Source organism: Halolamina sp., from assembly GCF_036626355.1.
Lineage (GTDB): Archaea > Halobacteriota > Halobacteria > Halobacteriales > Haloferacaceae > Halolamina.
This window is the reverse complement of sequence record NZ_JAZKRY010000062.1, coordinates 1-17327: the sequence shown is the minus strand read 5'-3', so window position 1 is coordinate 17327 and position 17327 is coordinate 1. Positions and strand designations below refer to the sequence as shown.

Here is a 17327-nt window from a genome sequence, read left to right as displayed (position 1 = left end):
CATCCGCGAAACAGTCGTGCGCCACGAACACAGGTCCCCGAAACGTTTCCACCACCACAACCCAACAAACAGACAATGAGCTTCGAACCCGCGCACGTCGAAACAGTCACGTTCGACTCCTACAGCACCATCGTCGACGTCGAGGCCGCCGAAAACGCCCTCGCCGACCGCGTCGACGACCCGCGCCCGGTGTCTCAGCTCTGGCGCTCGCGCTCGCTCGCCTACACGTTCATCGCCAACCAGACCGACGCCTACCAGCCGTTCTACGAGATGAACCGCGACGCGCTCCAGTACGCGCTGGACGTCCACGGCGCCGACGTGACGACAGCGGAGCGCGACGAGATTCTCGCGGTCTACCACGAACTCGACGTGTTCGCCGACGTACGCGAGGGGATGGAACGGCTTCGCGATACGGGCTATCCACTCTACGTCGTCTCGAACGGCAACCCCGAGATGCTCGACTCGATGGTCGAACACGCCGACATCGGCGACCTCATCGAGGACACCGTGAGCGCCGACGAAGTTGAGACGTTCAAACCCGCCGCCGAACTCTACCGTCACGCTGCCGCACGCACTGGGACGCCGATCGACAGCATCGCCCACGCTACCGCCGGCTTGTTCGACGTACAGGGCGCAAAACACGCCGGCATGCAGGGAGTCTGGGTCAACCGTGGTGACAGGCCATCTGAGCGGTTCGGGGCCGACCCGGACCTGATGGTCACCGATTTCTTCGACCTCGTGGAAACACTGGACTGACTCCCGGAGCTCAGTAGTCGGGTGTGTGCTGCTGTGCGTGGCGGCGGTCGGCAGCGCCGACGGAACCCCCGTCCGTGTTCTCCTGCACCAGCCGGATTTCGCCGTCCGCGCGCATCGTCCCCTCGACGTTCGCGTGCTCGTGGACCTGTAGGTCGACCGAGGAGATATCTCCGAGCACGTTCGCGCCACCATCGACGACGACCTCGCCGTCACGGGTGGTCACGTCGCCGTGGATGACGCTGCCGGGAGCCAGATGCACGTCGCCGCGGGCGCGGATGCTACCGAACAGTTCGGTCCGCTCGTCGATGGAGACCTCCGTCGCGCGGATGTTCCCGTGGAGCCGGCAGTCCGAGCCGACGGTCGCGGGGGTGGACACCCGCCACGCGTCGTCCGAGACGGAGGCGCCGCGGGGGATGACCAGCGGCTCCTGTTCGACCTCGCCGCCGTCCGCGAGCGCGTACGCGAGGTCGTCGGCGGCCTCCTCTTCGCCCAACTGCAGGAGCTGGGAGAGCACGATGAAGTAGAACACCAGCGTCGGCATCGGGTTCCGGATGGTGATCCAGCCGTTGGCCTCGAACCCCTCCGCGATCTCGACGTCGTCGCCGATGTCGAGGTCGCCCGAAACCATCAATCGGCCGCCGATCTGGGTTCGCTCGCCCAGATAGGCGTTCTCGCCCACCAGCACGTCACCGTCGATATCGGTCCACATGTCCAGCCGGCAGTCGTTCTCGGCTTCGATGTGGCCGCCGAAGGAGCTCCGTTCGCCCGCCGCCACCGAGCGGCCGCGAACGCCGAACTCGACGGTCGACTGGCCACCGACCAACACGTCGCCGTCGGTCACCAGGTCGTGTTCCTCCACGACGGTGCCGCTGGGGATGGACAGCTCGTCGAGCGGGTCCTCACGGAGCGACATATACACCCACATCGGGTCTCACTCCCTAAAACTCCCCGTCAGACATATATCGAGAAACAGATATGTTTGGCGGCGAAGGCCGTGGCGTTAACTACGCTCACCATCTATCTCCAGCATGACCGTGCTTTCGTTCGACGAGGAAGGCGTCGACGTCGTCTATCAGGGAACCGAGTTCCGCCTGGAGAAGGAGCTGGTCGAGGAGGCGACCGAGAAATCGTTCCCGGACGTGACCGATCACGAAGTGTTACAGATCATCGAAGAGGACCCCTCGCTCTCTGGCGAGCCGCGGCGCATCGGCGATATCGTCACCTGATAGTGATTACTGCGAATGGTGTCATCGACGGTGCCGAACGCCGCCGGTTCAGGGGCTCCCCTCACCGATACGGATGGTCACGGCGGGACAGACTCGCAGTAATCACTATGAGGGGTTCGAGGTGAGCGGGTCGGGAGAACGTTGTACCTCGCGGACTCAGCCGAGTCCGTACTCGTCGTGGTGCTCTTCGAGCGCTTCCGCCTCCTCGACGAGATCTACTGCCGGACAGAAGTCAATACAGAGTTGCTCACCAGTCTCTGGCTCTCACACGAGCTGACGGCCGATTCACGGCGAGCGATGGTTGTATCGTTCTGTCCGGCAGTATAGTTCACCAGCGCTATTGCTGACTGCTCGACTGATTCCAGGCCGTCCTCCCACTGTTCTGTCACCGAGACCTCCTAAATCCGGTGTCCTGCAGCGCCGGCGCTCAGATGTCGAACAGCTCGGCATCGAGCTGGCCGGTCGCCTCGTCGGCCAGCGTGCGGAGATTCACCGCGTCCTCGCGATTGTAGGAGATGAGGGTCTCGAGCGAGCCGTCCGTACCGGTTTCGTGCTCGCGCCAGAGTCGGACCGCGTCCCGGCCGGAGATGTCGGGCCGGTCGCGCTCGATACCGATCTCCTTCTCGATTGGCTTGAGCCCACCCGAAAGCCCGAGCTTGCGACAGGTGTACAGCAGGTCGAGATGGGGGGTGTCCACGTCGAGGCCGAAGGCGGTCTCGAGAAACGGCACGTCGAAGCGCTTCCCGTTGAACGTCACCAGCAGGTCAGCGGGCTCGAACTGTGCGCTGACGTTCTCGGCGGTGAGGTCGTCGCCGCGAACCAGCGTCGTCGTTTCGTCGTCGCGGTGGAAAGAGACGGTGGTGACGACGTTCCGGTCGTGGTCCAGGCCGGTCGTCTCGATGTCGAAGAAGCAGGCGTCTTCCCGGAAGTTCTCGTAGAGCCGCCAGCGCTCTCCGGAGGGGAACGCCGCGTCGAAGAACCCGGCGTCCCGGGCGTCGAGGCGGGGTTTGGCCTCGTCGATGAACGTCTCGATTCGCCGGCCGGTTTTGTCGCCGACGACGGCGGGGTGGAAATCGTCCCAGTGGGTGATGTCCTCCCTCCAGAGCCGGCGTTCGGTGGCCTCGCCGACGCCGCGGACGGGGATGAAGGAGTTCTCGACGCGCATTACTCTGTACCGAGCGATTCGTGGCTATAAACTCGGCGCTTCGGTGGGTCGTTACTCCGTCAGCCGCTCCTTCTCCTCCTCGCTCTTCTCCTGTTCCTTGTACGGTTCACACACCATGCTCATACCCTCCTCGAAGCTGATTTCGGGCTCCCACCCCGTCGCCGCTTTGAACTTCGAGGGGTCGGCGTGAGTGTGGTAGACGTAGTTCTCCAGGGGGACTGGCTCGTACACCGGCTCCACGTCGGCGCCGAGTTCGTCGTTGATCATCTCGACCATCTCGTTGAACGTGTAGGGGTTGCCGACACCCAGGTTGTAGATGCCGTCGAGCTGCTTCTCGGCGGCCAGCTCCAGCCCACGGACGATATCGGAGACGTGGGTGAAATCCCGGGTCTGGCTGCCGTCGCCCCAGAGCACCGGCGACTCGCCGTTCGCGATCTGATCCGCGAACTGTGAGACGGTGTTGGCGTACTCGCCTTTGTGTGCCTCGTTGCCCCCGTAGCCCTGATAGACCGAAAAAAAGCGCATTCCGGCCAGCGAGAGGTCGTGGAAATCCGAGTAGTACTCCGCATAGCGCTCGCGGGCCATCATCGAGGCGTCGTAGCCCGTCGACGCCTCGACTGGCATCTTCTCGGTACAGGGGTCGGTCTGGCTCCCGTAGATGGATGACGTCGTCGCGTAGACGAACGTCTCGCAGCCGTCCGCCATCGCCTGCTCGACGACGTTGACGAACCCCTCGATGTTGACGCGGGCCCCCTCCCGTGGGTTCTCCTCCAGCATCTCCCGGGAGGAGAGCGCCGCGAGGTGGAACACCGCGTCCACGTCGGTGGGGAGCCCCTCGTCGAGCACGTCCGCCTCCGCGAAGATGACGTCGTCGTCGAGGTTCTCCGGCGTCCCGAGATAGCAGTTGTCCAGCGCGATAACCTCGTTCTCGGCAGCGAGACCGTTCGAGAGGTTCGAGCCGATGAACCCGGCGCCGCCGGTGACGAGTATCCGCTTGCCGTTCATGCCCGACACTGTCGCCGGGTCGGACATATGCCTATCGTTCGCGCCGTTGCTGCCGTATTCCGGGGCTTTATCGGTTGTCGATGTGTTACTCCGCTTAATGTCGTCTATCGAGCTCACCACCAGCCAGCGCAAGATCCTCCGAGCGCTCGTCAATCTCCACGGAGAGACCGAGTCCGCAGTGAAAGGCGAGGCCATCGCCGAGGAAGTGGGGCGCAACCCCGGAACCATCCGTAACCAGATGCAGAGTCTGAAGGCGCTGAAGCTGGTTGAGGGTGTGCCAGGGCCGAAAGGCGGCTACAAACCCACGGCGGCCGCGTTCGACACGCTCGACATCCAGCAGATGGACGAGCCGGCCTCGGTACCGCTGACTCACGAGGGCGAGCGCGTCGAGGGGGTCAACGTCGAAGAGATCCGACTCAGCAGCGTCCACCACCCCGACCTCTGCCGGGCGGAGCTCCAACTCCGCGGGTCGGTCAAACGGTTCCACGAGGGCGACCGAATCAGTGCCGGCCCGACGCCGCTCTCGAAACTCGTCGTCGACGGCACCGTCGACGGCAAAGACACGACCACCAACGTGCTCGTGCTCAAAATCGAGGGGATGGAGGCGCCCGCCGAGACACCCAAACACTGAACCGCGCGCCGAGTTCCGCGAACTACCACCGCGCGCTGAACCAGGCGAACTGACTCCAGCGCTCCGAGACCCACGATTTCACTCGAGCTCGTTCTACTCCTCCCGTTCGTCGAGCACGACCGGGACACCGCGTTTGGCAACGTCTTTGGCGAACGCGCCGGAATCCGCCTGTAGAATCTCGATCGTGTTGTAATGAACCGGAAGCACCAGGTCCGGATCCATCCGCTCGGCGAGTTCGGCCGACTCCGCGGCGGTGCTGACGACGGTGCCGGCGATATTCGCGAGGAACAGCGACACGTCCAGTTCGGCGAACGCGTCCAGCGCGTCGCTGTCGCCGGGCCAGAACACGGAGGTGCCCCCGACTGCGAGCCGATAGCCGACGCCGAACCCTGGCGGGTGGCTGACGTTCCCTTGTCCGTCGGCCCGCGGCCCCTCCGGGTCGTTGTACGCCGGAACGGACCACACGTCCGCGCCACCGTCCGGGCCGTCGACGGCGAGGTGCTCCTCCTCTCCGATGCGGACGACCTCACCTGGCAGCTCTTCCACCGGGTCGACGTCGCGGTCGATGCTCGCCGGGTCGACGGTGTCGTAGACGACGATGGTGGCATCTTCGCCGGCGACCCGGCGGATGCCGTCCGAGTCGTAGTGGTGGTCGTGGGTGACACAGACGAGGTCTGCGTCCTGCGGTCGGTGGTTCGTCGCGCGCGGATGCGCCGCCTCCTTCGGGTTGCCGCCGCCGATTGGCGTCCAGTCGCCAGTCAGCACGCCGTAGCGGCCGGGGTCGAGATAGGCGACGAACCCCCCCTCGGTTTCGATACGGGTGGTTGCGTAGCCGAACCACGTCACGGAGAGTCCGTCGTGTCGGACGGTCATAGCCGGGACTGGGGGGCGGGCGACCTTAGACGTACTCCTTGCGGCGGACGTCCCGAGTCAACGGCTGCTTCCACTGCGGATGCTTTTCGAACGAACTACGACTCGGCTCCGTCCTCGGCGTCCCCGTTCGCGAGCCGATCGACGCGCTCGACAGTATCCGCGTCGGCCGGCGATTTGTCCTCCCTGACACCAACGAAGCGGGGGAACCGCAGCGCGGAGCCCGAGCCGTACGTCGGCGACGCCTGGATCTCCTCGTAACCGACCTCGAACACGACCTCGGGGCGGAACTCGACAGTCTGGCCGCGCTCGCTGATAACGTGAGGTTCGAGTAGCTCGGTCAGTTCGGTGAGACGCTCGTCGGTGATCCCCGTCGCGACTTTCCCGACCGTCTCGTAGCCGTCGTCGGCCCGGACCGAGAGCAAGAACGTCCCGAACTCGTTGGCTCGGCGCCCCTCGCCCCACTCGGCGCCGGTGACGACACAGTCCAGCGTCTCTACGTCGGGCTTACGTTTCAGCCAGTCCTTCCCGCGGTCACCGGGGGTGTACGCCGACGCCGGGCGTTTGAGCATGATGCCCTCGTGACCCGCTGCGAGCGCGTCGACCTCGAACGCCTCGATTTCCTCGACGTCGGCGCTGTAGAGCACCTCGCTTGCGGCGTCGGGGAGAAGCTCCGTCAGCCGAGCGTGGCGCTCGCGGAAGGGAACGTCGAGGAGTTCCGGGCCGGCGTTTTCGGTCTGTCCGACTGCCCCAGGCTCTCGCCCGTCGAGCAGGCAGTCGAACGCGTGGAGGTCGAGCGCTACCTCCTCGCGCATCCGGTCGACCTCGTGTTTCCGGCGGAACCGCCGGAGCACCTCCTGGAACGGGAGCGGCTCGCCGTCGTCCCCGACTGCGATGACCTCGCCGTCGAGGATTGCCGGCGCGTCGAGCCGTTCCTCCGCGTACTCCCGGATCTCGGGGAGCGCGTCGGTCACCTCCGAGGTGTTGCGGGAGTAGAGCCGCACCGCCGGATCCTCGGCCGTCGCCTCGCGGCCCGCGTCGGGCGGCGCGATACCCTCTGGGTGGTGATGGACCTGTACACGCGCGCCGTCGAACTTGGGTTCGGCCGCGACTGCCTCCCACTCCTCCAGTGCCCCGGCGACGGTACCGGCCTGGGCGAGCATCGCCTGAACGGGGCGACCTGTCTCCAGTCCCACCCGGCGAAGGCCCTCTTCTCCCTCCTCACGGGCCAGGACAGCGACCCGGCCGTAATCGTTGCTCACCTGGAGTGCGTCGACGACGACCGCCGAGTCGACGTCGAACGCTTCCGCAATCGCATCCCGCACTGTCCCCTCGCCGACGCCGATACGCATCTCCCCGAGCACGAGGCGGGCGAGAAAGCGCGCCTCCTCACGGCTGACACGGGAGAAGAGGCCGAACAGCGAGGCGAGTTTCGCGTCCTCGCTGCCTGCGCCCTCGGCAGCGGCCACCTCCCGGAGCGCCTCGTCAACGTGGGCGACGGTCGGACCGTCCTCCGCACTGCCGCCGTCACTGCCGCTGGTGAACGCGCCGAGCCCCATCTGGCCGCCGAGGTCGAGTCCGGCGGCGACGGCACCGATTTCGCCCTCCTCGGCCAACCGCTCCTCGATGTCGGCAGCGGTGGTGTTGGTGCCGGCCGCTCTCGCCAGCGCCTCGTAGCAGAGCGAGGGGCCGATATCGATGGTGCGGCCGTCCCAGCCCGGAAACACACGGCCCTGGAGGAATCGGGAGACTACGGCGAGGTCGCCCCCGGAATCGGCGAGCAGGTCGGCGACCAGCGAGACGGTCTCGAGGTCGGCGGGCTCGGCCTCCAGCGCGGCGGCACGGTCGGCGAAGGCTGCGAACTGCATCAGCTCGAGGTAGGTGGAACCCTGGCAAAAGCCCCGCGACTCAGCTGTCGGCTGTTCAACACAGCTGGCAGCGTCAGAAAATGGACGAGAACGAGCAGGGGTGCTCCTCCCGAAGTAGCACTCGAAAAAACCGGATCTCAGAGGGAACTCGACCGTTACAGAAGCGAGTCGATGTCCTTCTCCTTCGTGACCTCGACGCCGTCCTCGTCGACCACGGCGATATTGATTCCGTTGCCGGAGGCGGTGTCGCGCTCCATCGCGCTCTTGATGGCCTTCGTGACGATCGTCTTCGCCTCCTCGACGTTGATCTCCTCCTCGTCGTACTCCTGCTCGAGCACACCGAGGGCGTACTGGGAGCCGGAGCCGGAGACCGCGTAGTCCTCTTCGGTGGTCCCGCCGAGTGCGTCGATGGAGTAGACGTGGCTGCCCTCGTCGTCGACGCCACCGAGGATTGGCGAGACGATGAAGAACGCGCCCGAGCGCAGCAGGTTCCCCGTTAGCGTGGAGAGCGCCTGCATCGACATATCCTTGTTCCGGCGAACCTCGAAGAGATTCGACTCGACGCGGAGCGTCTCGATGAGTGACTGGGCGGCGGAGACGGAGCCGGCGATGGTCAGCGCGGCGTTGGGGTGGACCTGCTCCACCTTCTGGACGTCTTTGCTCGAAACCATGTTGCCCATGCTGGCCCGCATGTCCGTCGCGAGCACGACCGCGCCGTCGGCGTCGATGCCGACCGTGGTCGTCCCCGTCTTCATTCCTTTCTCCTGCTCGGCCTCCGCGCGTCGCTCCTCCGCGTGGGGGAACTCGCCGAGTTCGGGGCCGAAGACGTTGGACTGGCTACCGCTCAACGGGTCACGATCTCCGGATGGGTCCGCAGGTGTACGCATTAGCGATTGGTAGTCGGGGAACGCTGATAAAGCCATTCCTTCAGGCATCTCCTGGCTTCAGGCGGGCATGGCGCCGACGATGCAGGGGGCTGCTGGCGCTGTCGCTGGGCCTGGCTTTCAACACCCGAAAACGAGTGGCGTGATTACTCCGAGCTTGATTCGTAGGCGGCTTTGGTTCCCTTGACGGCTCGGCCGATGGGGAACGGGATGCCGATGCGACGCGCCATGAGCGCGACGGGCAGCAGCGCGATTCCGGCGAACAGTGTCAGCTGGTAGAGGGCAAACAGCGTGCCTCGACGTAGGATTCGGCTCATCACCGTGGCTGACAGGCGCCGCTCCGGGTATATATGCTTGACGACGCACGTCTCGGAGAGAAGGCGACGCTATCGGGCGATTCTGGTCTACTTGCGTTCGACGCAACTGGAGTGGTGTTGCAGATAAATACGGGCAATCACTCCTGGGGCTGACAGAGGGTATCCTCGTAACTTACGGGAAACCTCCTGAACAGGTGCGCGCCGACCCGCCGCGTGGGAAACCCTGATACGCACCCTCGGCATAGCGTGTGATATGAGTGGCTCCGATTGGACCGACGCCATCGTCGGCGAACGGATGGCCGTCGACCAAGAGTTCTCGGGCGAAGTGCGGGAGTCGTCGTTCTCGAACCAGGAGTGGGGGCTCATCATGACCGCCGCCGAGTTCGAGATCGAGAACGCCGCCGACCCCGAGGAAGCGAGAATCGTTCCCGACACGTCGAAAGTGGAGGGTATCATGCCCGAGGTGGAGAAGATGGACCAGCGGATGGGGGGTCCCGGCGGCTCCGCCGGCGGTGACAGCGGCGACGGCATCGTCTCCTCAGTGAAGAAGGCACTCGGCGTCGGCGGCGGCGGAAACGGGACCGACTCCAAGCGCGTGGCGGCCGCCGAGGAACTGCTCGAACGGTACGCTGAAGCGCTCCAGACGCATCTGGAGGAGAAAGGTCGCTGGGAGCAGGTCCGGGTCGCCTACCAGGAGTAAGGAACGCTCGGTACGTAGTTGTCCCGGACTCAGGGCTGTGGCCACCGAACCACGCCGTGTGTTCAGGGTCAATCGGGACCCCGAACCGGCTGTTTTAGCAGTTAGCTGCCGGCCGCCTCTGCGTCGTCGAGCGGGAAGTCGATATCTGACTCTCGACGTGACTCCTCCGAGAGCGTCAGCTCCAGGGTCTGCCCACAGTTCGGGCAGGGAACGACGACGTCGAACCGAAGGTCCTCACCCGCGCCGCGGATATCGATTACGGCGCTATCGGTCGTCGTAAGATACTCGCTATCGAGCTCATGGTCACAGGCCATGCGTTCGCTTAGACGCCCTCCTGTTTTAGTACATCGGCTCTTCACCGGGGCAGTATCAGGTCCCCACCTGCCAGCAGCGCTGGCGGGGACCGCCCGACCAGTTTTTTACCCCCGGGCGCGGAACGTCAGTCATGACAGAGTTCGGCCTCGACCTCGAACGAGCCGAAGAGGAACTCGAGGATGAAGCAGAAGGCGACGTGATACTGGGCGTACTCGACGGCTCGACGGGTCCCGAGGAGTGGATCGACGCTGTCGACCGTGGAAACGTGCTCCTGCTGGCTGTCGAAGGGGACCTGAACAGGCTGGCAGCCGGGTTCGCCCGTGAGGTCCGGGGCGAAGGTGGCTCGCTGATGCATTTCCGCGGCTTCCTCGTCGTCACGCCCGAGGGCATCGAAATCGATAGCGACCGCCTGTAACCGGCGAGGTGGAACCTGCCGATGGCCACGCCGGCACCGACCGGCCCGTTCCGGACCGCCGACGGGCAGCGCTGGCGACGTCCGTTCTCGTGTTCGGACTGGCTTTCGCCACGCTCAGCGTCGAGTTTGCGCCCCAGCCGCTTCGGGCGTTTCGCCCCGTGGCGCCGGTACCGTCGTGTCCTGATGCAGCTCAGCTTCCCCAGCGGGTTTCGCTCCGAGCGGTGTCGCTACCACGGGCGTCTGCCCGCCTCGTTGTCCTTGCACCATCCCTCCACTCAGTTGTCGAACCCGTTAACCACTACGCGCACGTACGCAGTCGCATGGAGACGTATTCTCGCCGGACTCGGATCGCCGCGCCGCTCGAGGAGGTCTGGGCGTTCCATTCCCGAATCGAGGGACTCGAGGCGCTCACCCCTGATTTCATGTCTCTCGAGATCGACGAGGTACGGGGACCTGATGGGGAGTCAGAGCCGGACCTGCTGGTCGAGGGGAGCGAAATCGAGATGTCGCTCCGCCCGTTCGGCATCGCCCCGCGTCAGCGCTGGGTCTCCCGCATCACCGAGCGCGAGGAGCGGGAAGCGAGAGCCTGGTTCACTGACGAGATGCTCGACGGGCCGTTTCCCACCTGGAAACACACCCACACGTTCTTCGCGGACGGCGAGGAGACGGTCATCGAGGACCGCGTCGAGTACGAACTCCCGCTCGGCCCGCTGAAGGACGTCCTCGGGCCGCTCGGGGTCGTCGGATTCGAGCCGATGTTCCGTGACCGGCACAAGCGCACGCACGAAGCGTTGGAAAGCGGGCAGTAACCCCGTAGCAGGCAGTTCACGTCCGGCCTCAGAGCCAGTGCGGGAGCATCGCCGTCACGAACACGACCAGCAGCCAGCCGGCGAAGTTCCACCACGGGACGCCGCGGACCCACGGTCCCGGGATGTCGGCGCGGTGGAACTCCCACGCGCCATCTGCGACGGCCGGCGGGTCGGCGACCAGGTCAGCGAGTGTCCCGATGACCGCAGCTGTCGCTGCTATCGCGACGGCGCCGTCGACGAGGAGGGACGCAAGCCGGACTGAGACGTAGACGACGGCCGGCCACGCGAGCAGGATGGTGAGCGGGACGCCAGCCAGTCTGGGGCGCAGATAGTGCGTGAACAGCCCTGCGCGGATGGCCACCGCCTCGGCGGCGAACGCGACTGCGGCGCCGCCGACGAACAGCGTCACCGCGTCGGCGACGGGCCACGTCAGCAGCGCGTGGGCGACCGTCAACACGAACAGGACTGCCTGGCTGATGGCGTAGCGCATCGCCGCTCGGTCGGCGATCGGTCGGTCAGGCATGGCCTCTCGCAGCCGCGGTCAGGTAGATGCCGAACAGGACCACTGCGCCACCGACCACTGTTGTCGGCGTCGGGATTTCGCCGGGAAGCAAGAGCATCGCGAGCAGCGTGCTGCCGACGGGTTCACCCAGGAGACTCACGGAGACCACCCCGGACTCGACGTGCGCCAGCGCCCAGTTGATGACCGTGTGGCCGAAGATGCCCGGGCCGACAGCCATCCCCAGAAAGAGCAGCCACTCCCGGCGGCGGTAGTCCACCAGCGGGGCCCCCTGGCCAACGGCGATGACGAGGAGGACAGCCGTGCAGGCGACGTACACCACGACGACGTAGGGGACGAGCGAGACGCGCTGGCGGAGCGACCGGCCGGCAAGGACGTAGGCTGCGTACATCACGGCACCGCCGAGCGCGAGCAGGTTTCCGTAACTGCTCGTTCCCTGGAGGCCCGCCTCGGCGTCGACGAGGCCCAGCGCCCCGAGCACCGGATCGCCAAGCGACATCGCGGCCGCGCCCGCGAGCGCGACGAGAATACCGACGACCATCTGGCGAGTGAGCCGCTCGTCGAGCAGTGCCCAGGCGCCGATGGCGACGAACAGCGGCTGGGACTGCACCAGCGTCACGCTGGCGGCGACGGAAGTGTGACGCAGGCTCTCGAACCAGGAGACGAAGTGCAGCGCGAGCGCGACACCGGTGAGGCCGGCGACGAACAGGTCCCGGCCTCGGATTGTTCGGAACTCGCTGCGGTAGCGGGTCAGCGCCCACGGCAGCAGCAGTGCGGTGGTGAACAGCACCCGGTAGAACGCCTTCACGACGCTCGGCGCGGTCGACCAGCGGACCAGGATGGCGCTCGTACTGACGGCGATGACGGCGACGGCCAGCGCGGCCATCGGTGGGACCCGTTGCTCGACGGCGGACAGTGACACGCGAGCCACTCCACCCGCCGGTGGCTTACCGGTTTCGGGCGATCGACGGTTCGGAGGTTTGGGGGTCGGTGACGCCCCTGGTCGCCGGAGGGCGTCGCCGCGTGGCAGCTCCAAGAGACAACCCTTAAGTCCGAACCAGCATCTACACACAGATGCCCGCCCTTAGCTCAGACTGGTAGAGCAGCCGACTGTAGATCGGCTTGCCCCCCGTTCAAATCGGGGAGGGCGGACTGAAGTTCAACACCCGTGAGCGACTGTCTTCCGGCGTTCAATCTCGCGGAGGCTAGCCTGCCTCTCTACCCCATGAGGGACGATCACTGGTGTTGACTCTGGAGCCCCCGGCGAACACCCGGCCCTGTTCTCCTCCACCCGACGTTTTACCACCACTGACGACGGATTCCCGACCCTGTGGCTCCGACGACCAGAACACAGCAGGCAGTGACCGGCGTCGCTGGTGCCGCCCACATCGGCACGGCCATCCTCATGGGGACGGTGATGGCCGTCTACGTCGGGCGCGAGGCCTCCCCGTTCGCGGTCGGCATGGTATCGACGGCCTACTTCTTCGGGCTCGTCTTCTTCGCCCCGGTCTGGGGCGCTGTCGCCGACCTGACCGGCCGGCGTCGTGCGGTGCTCGTCGCCTCCGCGGGACTGGCGACGGTCGCGGCACTCCCGCTTGCGGTCGTCGAGAGCGTCTGGGCCCAGATTGCACTCCGGGCGCTCTACGCCGTCTTCGCCGCTGGCTTCCTCCCCGTCGCGCTCACCATCGTCTCCGCGCGCGGTGGCGAGTCAGATCGGGGGCGGTCCATCGGCTCCTTCAACAGCGCTCGCTCGGCGGGGTTCACCGGCGCCCGATTCTTCGGTGGCGTGCTGCTGGGCCTGCTCGCCGCGCAGTCGGTCTACCTCGTCGTCGCCGGGGTCAGTTTCGTCGCGATGCTCGCCGCGCTGTTCATCGACGACCCGACGCCGGACCCCGAGGAGCCGCCGACGCGCTCCGGGCTGATGGCCGACGTGCGCTCGCGGCTGTTGCCCGCGGTCGACGAGCGCGCGCACCTGACGACCAACGGTCTCCAGTGGCTCTACGTCGCACTGGCGTTGCGGAACCTCAGCTGGCTCGGCCTCGCCAGCCTGCTCCCCATCTACCTCATCGCCGAGGTCGGCGCGACGGAGTTCGCGATGGGGGTGCTTCTCTCAATCTCGCCCGTTATCGAAGTGGGGGCGATGTACGTCTTCGGCCGGGTCGCCGACGCCGCCGGTCGGAAACCCCTGGTCGTCGGCGGCGTCGCCGGCCACGTCGCCGCTGCGGTGCTCATCGCGGCCGCGACGGTCCCTGCCTCGGACCTCGTCGGCCAACTGCTCGCCGGGACCGGGATGCTCGTGAAAGGGTTGACCTTCTCTGCGATGGTCGCCGGCACCGTCGCCTTCATCGGTGACGTCTCCCCGGTCGACCGGGAGTCTGAACTCATGGGCCTGCGCTCGACCGCGAAGGGGGTCGGTGGGATGCTCGGGCCGGTGGTCGTCGGCTCGGCGGCGACGGTCTTCTCCTACGAACTCGCCTTCGCCGGCGCCGCCGTCGTCGCCGCGGCGGCCGCAGTGCTGGTCTGGTGGGGACTCACCGAGAGCTACCAGGACGCCTCGCTCTCGGGATTGGGGCCGGTCGTCGGTGACGAATGACTCGCCGGAACGGTGTCCTCATTCCCGGTGCTGGAGCCAGATCTCGTGGAGGTGGACGCACTCGACGCGCTCCGAGACGCAGAACGGGAGCAGCAACAGCTGTCAGACGAACTTCGGGGGTGGTGGACCACCTTCGAACTCGTCTCGACGACGAGGTGCGTCGTATCCTGAACTCTGAGGAATTCGGTGGACTCGAGCGCTCGAACGAGACGTCCCTCGAGGACTGACTGGACCGACAATCACGACGGTCCGTCGAGCACGGCCCGGCTGCGCTCTCGTGACTACTGTTCTTCTCCCTCTTTACCTGGTTCCAGCCACGGATTCTCCTCGTCCGTCGGTCGCACCGCGTGCTCCACATCCTCCTCGTCGAACGCCACGTCCGACAGTTCCATCGCGAGTCGCTGCCAGCGGGCGCTGAGGTCGCCCTCGCCCTCGGGCCCGACGCGTGCGCCGCGGGTTTTGAAGAACTCCGTCCCGCGACCGCGTCGCGACCCCTCGCCGGTGTGCCCGTCGAAGGCGGCGTCGAAGCGCCCCTCGGGTTCCAGATCGCCGACGGGGAAGTCGTAGCTCGGTTCCTCCCCGCGCTCGCGGGCCTCGGCCCGGTGGTCCGCGACGGCGCCGAAGTACTCGTCGGCGTTGGATGCTTCGCGCGAGGACGTCGCGCGAGCACACGCCAGCGCGGCGTGGATCGCGCAGATACGCCCGCGCCACTCCTCGGCGTCCCACCGCTCGGTCGCAAGTTCCTCGTAGCGCGCCACCTGCATCGTGACGTCCTGCCCGGCGCGGAGGTCCTCGACGACGTAGAGGGTCAGCCGCTCCCAGAGGTTCCACCCGAACCCGGAGCGGGCGAGCTCCCACGCCGCCCAGGCCGCGACCCCCTCGTCGGAGCGACGCACCGCCTTCTGGAGCAGGCTGGAGACGACGTATCGGCTGAAGCCGCCGTCGGTCTCGTCCGGGTCCTTCTCCTCGCCGAAGTCGTCTTCGCCGGTCGCCTCGGGGGGTCGGTCTGTCTCCAGGGTGCCGTCGGTTCCGAACGTGGCCTGTCGCTCGTCGTCCATGTGCCCGTCGCCGGTGGCCGGCGCCTAAACGCTCCCGGTCCGCCGAGTCGTTTTCGATTGGCTTGCTCGGTGTTCCCTCAGCCACGTTCTCCCAACTCAGGTCCCGGGAAGCACGTCGCCGAGCGAGGCGCCGACGGCCATGACGATGGAGGTGAACAGACACTGGCCGATGGCGACCATCGGCGTCGACCATTCGGCTCGGCCCCAGATCGTCATCAGGCCGAACCCCATCACGGTCGCGAGCAGCGGGATTGTCAGCAGGCGGATGGAAACCAATCCGAACAGTTCGTCCTCCTCGATCTGGTCGAACGCAGCGGCGTGCAGGATGCCGTAGACGAGCGTCCCCCCGAACGCCATGGTGAGCAGCAGCAGGAGCGGTCGGGTGCCGAGATACTCGCCGACCTCCAGTGTCCCGCCCTCGACGACCATCGGGATACCGAAGATGAAGCTCCCGACGGTCGCCTCGCCAACGTCGCGACTGTCGAACGTATCCCGGAGTCGGCCGACGAGGCGACTGGACCGGGAGCGCTGGAGCGTCCGCATCGCGTTGATGACCTGCTCCTGCTCGTCGGGTGAGTCGACCAGCTCCGCGAGCTGTTCGAGCTCTTCGAACACGTCGTCGATGTCCGGCTGTGAGTCGACGGGGGTGGGCGAGTTTTCCTCCGTGGTGTCCATACTGGCCCCACTTCCGGCGCCAACTAATAGGCCAGGCAGGGTCGGGAACGCTCCGTGACCTCCCGCGCGACATGGGCGTTCAGGGAGGCCCAGGAGCGGTGGACACAGAGCCGAAGCGCTGGCGGAACCCAACAGGCTATCGTCGCCTCGATAGCACACATTGCCTCTCCGTATCCCGGTTTCACTCCGTGTAATTCGACCGAACGGGAATCGATTGGGCGCGGCAACTTGAGCCTCAGTCGCGCGCTTACGGCAAACTGCCGGCCCTTCCAGCACACCGGAGGTTGGCGAACTACTCCCGGTGGAGGTGACAGGCGGCGAAACGGGTCCCACCGGTGGCTGATTCGAGTTCGTAGGCCGGGCGGTCCGTCGCACAGATGCTCTGCGCGGCGAACGAGTCGGTGAGGAGATCCGCGGCGGTCTCCCACTCCTCGTCGACCACGTGGTCGATGGCGTCGTCGACGATGGCTTGCGCGTTCCCGCCGATTTTCCCGCCGTCGAAGAACTGCTCCTCGATGGCCGTCCGGCGCTCGAGGTCGAACGACCGGCGTTCGACAGCGCGCATGAACGCTCGTACTGCCGCCCAGGCGTCGTCGGTGAGGTCGTACGCCTCGGGGGCGATGAGGTCGGGACACCTCGTCCGGAACCGGCAGCCAGACGGGGGGTTGACCGGGTCGGGCACGTCGCCCTGCAGGATGGTCCGGGAGCCGGCCATTGCGGGGTCAGGAACCGGGATGGCCGAGAGGAGTGAGCGCGTGTAGGGGTGTTTGGGGTTCTCGAAGAGCTCCTCCTTCTCGGCCATCTCCACGATGTGACCGAGATACATCACCGCGACGCGGTCGGAGATGTGCCGGATCACCGAGAGGTCGTGACTGATGAAGAGGTAGGTCAGGTTGAACTCGTCCTGCAGCTCCCGCATCGTGTTGAGCACCTGCGCCTGAATCGAGGCGTCGAGCGCGCTCGTCGGCTCGTCACAGACGATGAAGTCCGGGTCGACTGCGAGCGCGCGGGCGAGGTTGATCCGCTGGCGCTGGCCGCCGGAGAACTGATGGGGGTAGCGGTTGTAGTGCTGCGGGTCGAGCCCAACTGCCTCCAGCAGTTCCCGGGCCCGCTGCTCCCGTCCCTCCTCGTCGTGGAGGTTGTGGGCCTGCATCGGCTCCTCGACGATCGGCCCGACTTTCATCCGGGGGTCCAGCGAGGACTGGGGATCCTGGAAGATCATCTGCTGGTCCTTCCGCGTCCGCCGCAGTTCCTCTTTGCCGAGATCGGCGATGTTCCGGCCCTTGAAGTAGATTGCACCGTCGGTCGGTTTCAGTAGCCGGAGGATCGTCCGTCCCAGGGTGGACTTGCCACAGCCGGACTCCCCGACGAGGCCAAGCGTCTCGCCGCGCTCGATCTCGAAGGAGACGTCGTCGACAGCCCGGACGCTCTCGGTCCGGCGTTTGAGCGGGAAGCCGCCGTCGAGGTCCAGTTCGATCCCGTCGAACAGGCCGCTACTCGTCGAGAAATGTTTCGTGAGG

General features: G+C 66.3%; 19 protein-coding genes, 1 tRNA gene and 1 pseudogene. 8 read left to right on the top strand and 13 right to left on the bottom strand.

All coding sequences use genetic code 11. The features are described from left to right. Nucleotides 1-75 precede the first annotated feature (75 nt). A complete protein-coding gene (locus V5A38_RS10555) occupies nt 76-756 on the top strand; it encodes a haloacid dehalogenase type II (protein WP_332325723.1) in 681 nt (226 codons plus the stop codon). Nucleotides 757-835: 79 nt separating this feature from the next. Here the strand turns inward: V5A38_RS10555 and V5A38_RS10550 are convergent. After that, nucleotides 836-1669 (bottom strand): annotated as a pseudogene (locus tag V5A38_RS10550) (acyltransferase); the annotation flags it as partial. Between the two features lie 115 nt (nt 1670-1784). Between V5A38_RS10550 and V5A38_RS10545 the strand changes: the two are divergent. After that, nucleotides 1785-1982, top strand: a complete 198-nt coding sequence (locus V5A38_RS10545) for a DUF5800 family protein (RefSeq protein ID WP_332325722.1) — start codon at nt 1785-1787, stop codon at nt 1980-1982. Between the two features lie 427 nt (nt 1983-2409). On the opposite strand, the gene V5A38_RS10540 is transcribed toward V5A38_RS10545, so the two are convergent. Together V5A38_RS10540 and V5A38_RS10535 are read right to left on the bottom strand one after the other, a co-directional pair. Next, entirely contained in the window at nt 2410-3147 is a 738-nt protein-coding gene (locus tag V5A38_RS10540; RefSeq protein WP_332325721.1) for a ribonuclease H-like domain-containing protein, read from the bottom strand. Nucleotides 3148-3198: 51 nt separating this feature from the next. Further along, on the bottom strand, nt 3199-4152 hold the full coding sequence (locus tag V5A38_RS10535) for an NAD-dependent epimerase/dehydratase family protein (protein ID WP_332325720.1): 954 nt from the start codon (nt 4150-4152) through the stop codon (nt 3199-3201). 97 nt (nt 4153-4249) lie between these two features. Here V5A38_RS10535 and V5A38_RS10530 point away from each other — a divergent pair, with 97 nt between their 5' ends. Beyond that, on the top strand, nt 4250-4783 hold the full coding sequence (locus V5A38_RS10530; RefSeq protein WP_332325719.1) for an Rrf2 family transcriptional regulator: 534 nt from the start codon (nt 4250-4252) through the stop codon (nt 4781-4783). Between the two features lie 93 nt (nt 4784-4876). Here the strand turns inward: V5A38_RS10530 and V5A38_RS10525 are convergent, their stop codons facing one another. The 4 genes from V5A38_RS10525 to V5A38_RS10510 form a co-directional block, all read right to left on the bottom strand. Next, nucleotides 4877-5656 carry an MBL fold metallo-hydrolase gene (locus V5A38_RS10525; RefSeq protein WP_332325718.1) on the bottom strand — a complete coding sequence of 260 codons (780 nt, stop codon included), beginning with the start codon at nt 5654-5656 and terminating at the stop codon, nt 4877-4879. 95 nt (nt 5657-5751) lie between these two features. Then, nucleotides 5752-7521: an ATP-dependent DNA ligase LigA gene (gene ligA / locus V5A38_RS10520; RefSeq protein WP_332325717.1), complete on the bottom strand. Its 1770-nt coding sequence runs from the start codon at nt 7519-7521 to the stop codon at nt 5752-5754. Between the two features lie 155 nt (nt 7522-7676). Next, nucleotides 7677-8408, bottom strand: coding sequence for an archaeal proteasome endopeptidase complex subunit beta (gene psmB, locus V5A38_RS10515; protein WP_332325716.1), 732 nt, complete (start codon nt 8406-8408; stop codon nt 7677-7679). Between the two features lie 143 nt (nt 8409-8551). Next, a complete protein-coding gene (locus V5A38_RS10510) occupies nt 8552-8722 on the bottom strand; it encodes a hypothetical protein (RefSeq protein ID WP_332325715.1) in 171 nt (56 codons plus the stop codon). 253 nt (nt 8723-8975) lie between these two features. Here V5A38_RS10510 and V5A38_RS10505 point away from each other — a divergent pair, with 253 nt between their 5' ends. Further along, nucleotides 8976-9422 (top strand): DUF5799 family protein, encoded by a 447-nt coding sequence (locus V5A38_RS10505; RefSeq protein ID WP_332325714.1) that lies wholly within the window; start codon nt 8976-8978, stop codon nt 9420-9422. Between the two features lie 101 nt (nt 9423-9523). On the opposite strand, the gene V5A38_RS10500 is transcribed toward V5A38_RS10505, so the two are convergent. After that, nucleotides 9524-9736 carry a hypothetical protein gene (locus V5A38_RS10500; protein ID WP_332325713.1) on the bottom strand — a complete coding sequence of 71 codons (213 nt, stop codon included), beginning with the start codon at nt 9734-9736 and terminating at the stop codon, nt 9524-9526. Between the two features lie 131 nt (nt 9737-9867). Between V5A38_RS10500 and V5A38_RS10495 the strand changes: the two genes are divergently transcribed. Both V5A38_RS10495 and V5A38_RS10490 read left to right on the top strand, forming a co-directional pair. Then, on the top strand, nt 9868-10152 hold the full coding sequence (locus V5A38_RS10495; RefSeq protein ID WP_332325712.1) for a DUF5779 family protein: 285 nt from the start codon (nt 9868-9870) through the stop codon (nt 10150-10152). Between the two features lie 320 nt (nt 10153-10472). Then, the gene (locus V5A38_RS10490; protein WP_332325711.1) at nt 10473-10961 is read left to right on the top strand and encodes an SRPBCC family protein; all 489 of its coding nucleotides are present in this window, start codon (nt 10473-10475) and stop codon (nt 10959-10961) included. A 28-nt stretch (nt 10962-10989) separates the two neighbouring features. On the opposite strand, the gene V5A38_RS10485 is transcribed toward V5A38_RS10490, so the two are convergent. Together V5A38_RS10485 and V5A38_RS10480 are read right to left on the bottom strand one after the other, a co-directional pair. After that, nucleotides 10990-11484 (bottom strand): carotenoid biosynthesis protein, encoded by a 495-nt coding sequence (locus tag V5A38_RS10485; protein ID WP_332325710.1) that lies wholly within the window; start codon nt 11482-11484, stop codon nt 10990-10992. Further along, nucleotides 11477-12367, bottom strand: coding sequence for a DMT family transporter (locus tag V5A38_RS10480; RefSeq protein WP_332325724.1), 891 nt, complete (start codon nt 12365-12367; stop codon nt 11477-11479). The genes V5A38_RS10485 and V5A38_RS10480 overlap by 8 nt, the downstream gene beginning before the upstream one ends. A 192-nt stretch (nt 12368-12559) precedes the next feature. Here V5A38_RS10480 and V5A38_RS10475 point away from each other — a divergent pair. Both V5A38_RS10475 and V5A38_RS10470 read left to right on the top strand, forming a co-directional pair. Then, a tRNA-Tyr gene (locus V5A38_RS10475) sits at nt 12560-12633 on the top strand. Between the two features lie 178 nt (nt 12634-12811). Continuing rightward, nucleotides 12812-14074: an MFS transporter gene (locus V5A38_RS10470; RefSeq protein ID WP_332325709.1), complete on the top strand. Its 1263-nt coding sequence runs from the start codon at nt 12812-12814 to the stop codon at nt 14072-14074. A gap of 281 nt (nt 14075-14355) precedes the next feature. On the opposite strand, the gene V5A38_RS10465 is transcribed toward V5A38_RS10470, so the two are convergent. From V5A38_RS10465 to V5A38_RS10455, 3 genes are all read right to left on the bottom strand, one after another. Next, on the bottom strand, nt 14356-15132 hold the full coding sequence (locus tag V5A38_RS10465; RefSeq protein ID WP_332325708.1) for a hypothetical protein: 777 nt from the start codon (nt 15130-15132) through the stop codon (nt 14356-14358). Nucleotides 15133-15228: 96 nt separating this feature from the next. Further along, complete coding sequence (locus tag V5A38_RS10460) at nt 15229-15807, bottom strand: hypothetical protein (protein ID WP_332325707.1); 579 nt, start codon at nt 15805-15807, stop codon at nt 15229-15231. 292 nt (nt 15808-16099) lie between these two features. After that, the coding region (locus V5A38_RS10455; RefSeq protein WP_332325706.1) for an ABC transporter ATP-binding protein at nt 16100-17327 on the bottom strand (1228 nt) is incomplete at its 5' end.